Annotated in this window: 3 protein-coding genes and 1 pseudogene; 3 read left to right on the top strand and 1 reads right to left on the bottom strand. The window is 28.8% G+C overall.

Annotated features, from left to right (window positions below):
- The 3 genes from ABJD66_RS02005 to ABJD66_RS01995 all read left to right on the top strand — a co-directional run.
- On the top strand, positions 1–248 hold a 248-nt coding region (locus ABJD66_RS02005), incomplete at its 5' end, for a TrkA C-terminal domain-containing protein (RefSeq protein WP_348127612.1).
- 52 nt (positions 249–300) lie between these two features.
- Complete coding sequence (locus tag ABJD66_RS02000; protein WP_100896613.1) at positions 301–681, top strand: hypothetical protein; 381 nt, start codon at positions 301–303, stop codon at positions 679–681.
- A 109-nt stretch (positions 682–790) separates the two neighbouring features.
- Entirely contained in the window at positions 791–1,285 is a 495-nt protein-coding gene (locus ABJD66_RS01995) for a hypothetical protein (protein WP_348127608.1), read from the top strand.
- A 55-nt stretch (positions 1,286–1,340) separates the two neighbouring features.
- Here ABJD66_RS01995 and ABJD66_RS01990 read toward each other — a convergent pair.
- Positions 1,341–1,603 (bottom strand): annotated as a pseudogene (locus tag ABJD66_RS01990) (glycoside hydrolase); the annotation flags it as partial.

Genomic DNA, 1,603 nt, shown 5'->3' with positions numbered 1-1,603 from the left:
ATCTTCTAATGGAAGACAACCCAAAAGCATTAATTAAAGAAATTTCTGTTACTGCTAATTGCTATGCTGTAAATAAAAAAATTGTAGATCTAGGTTTTCCTAAGCACGCAATTATAGCAATGATACGTAGAGATAACAAATATGTAACACCAAACGGATCTACTGTTATTGAGGATAAAGACATTTTAGTGGTACTTGCAGATAAACAAGAAGCTATAGAAAATGTAAAAAACTGCCTTAACAAGTAACTTTAATATAAATTAACATTTACTTATTTATAGATTAAAGTACATTTGCGGCGTGAAAAAAACAGTAAAATTTATAGGCGCACTTTTACTTACTACATTGTATTGCTTAGCAATAGGTGTTGTAACACAATCTCTTGCGTCTTATAATGTAGAAGAAATTTCTACAGCAAAAGAAGTTCAGTTTTCATACAATGCATCTAACAACTTCTTTACGCAGACTTCACAAACCGAAAACATTGTTGACATTCCTAGTAATAACAGCAATTTTCCTTCTACATTAAAAGATATATTTAAGAATTTTATAGCCTCAAATACCTCTGCTAGTCAGCACAGTATATTATCGCTAAATTCTAATTATTACAGTACTTATATTAACTTTTTAGTACAATTTAAAAAGTTAAAACTCATATTTCCTTTTCATTATTTCTTGTAATTAAGTTGATACATTTTTTATTGCAACCGCAGTAAAACCAATTTAACTAAAGGCTCTGTATATACACATAGCCACACTTTTATTTACATCAACTTTAAAAAATTACATAATGGATTTAGGAACAGATATAATAGCAATTATAATAGTAATAGTATGCATATTACCTTTTATATTAATAGCTAAAGGACGAAAAAAGAAAGAGAAAAAAATGCTAGCAGCACTACAAGAAGTAGCAAATAGAGACAACTGTACAATTAATGATTATGAAATAAGCGCCAACTTTATTATTGGTATTGACCATAAACAAAATAGGGTTTTCTATTACAAAAATGAAGAAGGAGTAATAAACGAGGGAATAGTAAACTTAGAAGGCATTAAAACCTGTAAAATAGGTACAAAAAGTAAAACCATAAATACTAATAAGGATAGAAAAGAGTATATAATACAAGGCTTATATTTAAAATTTATTCCTCGTTTTAATAACAACCCAGAAGCTTTATTTTATGTGTATGATTCTGACTTAAAAATGCAACTAACAGGGGAACTACAGTTAGCAAAAAAATGGGAAACATTAATTAATAAAAAGTTACTACAGTTTAACTAACTTAAAAAGCCCTTTACAACAGTAAAGGGCTTTTTAAATTTCAATTATTTAAAGGTTAATTATCTTTTAATTCCCAAGATCTAACCCAATTATAATACGTTGTTCTATCAGATTTACTTGCTGTCATTCCTCCATCTTCAGGAACAGGATTCCAGTCATAAGTTTCTACTACCAATCTTAAGTACATTTGCAAACTAAACTCAGCTTTAGGAGTTACAGTATAAACTTTTTTACCATCAAGATAAAACTCTATTTCTGTAGGACTCTTCCACCAAGCACCATAAATATGGTAATCTTCCCAAACCTTTTCACCTGTAG

The sequence above is a fragment of the Cellulophaga sp. genome (assembly GCF_039943695.1).
Classification (GTDB): Bacteria; Bacteroidota; Bacteroidia; order Flavobacteriales; family Flavobacteriaceae; genus Cellulophaga.
The sequence above is the reverse complement of the archived record's forward strand: the minus strand, read 5'-3'. Positions and strand labels throughout refer to the sequence as shown.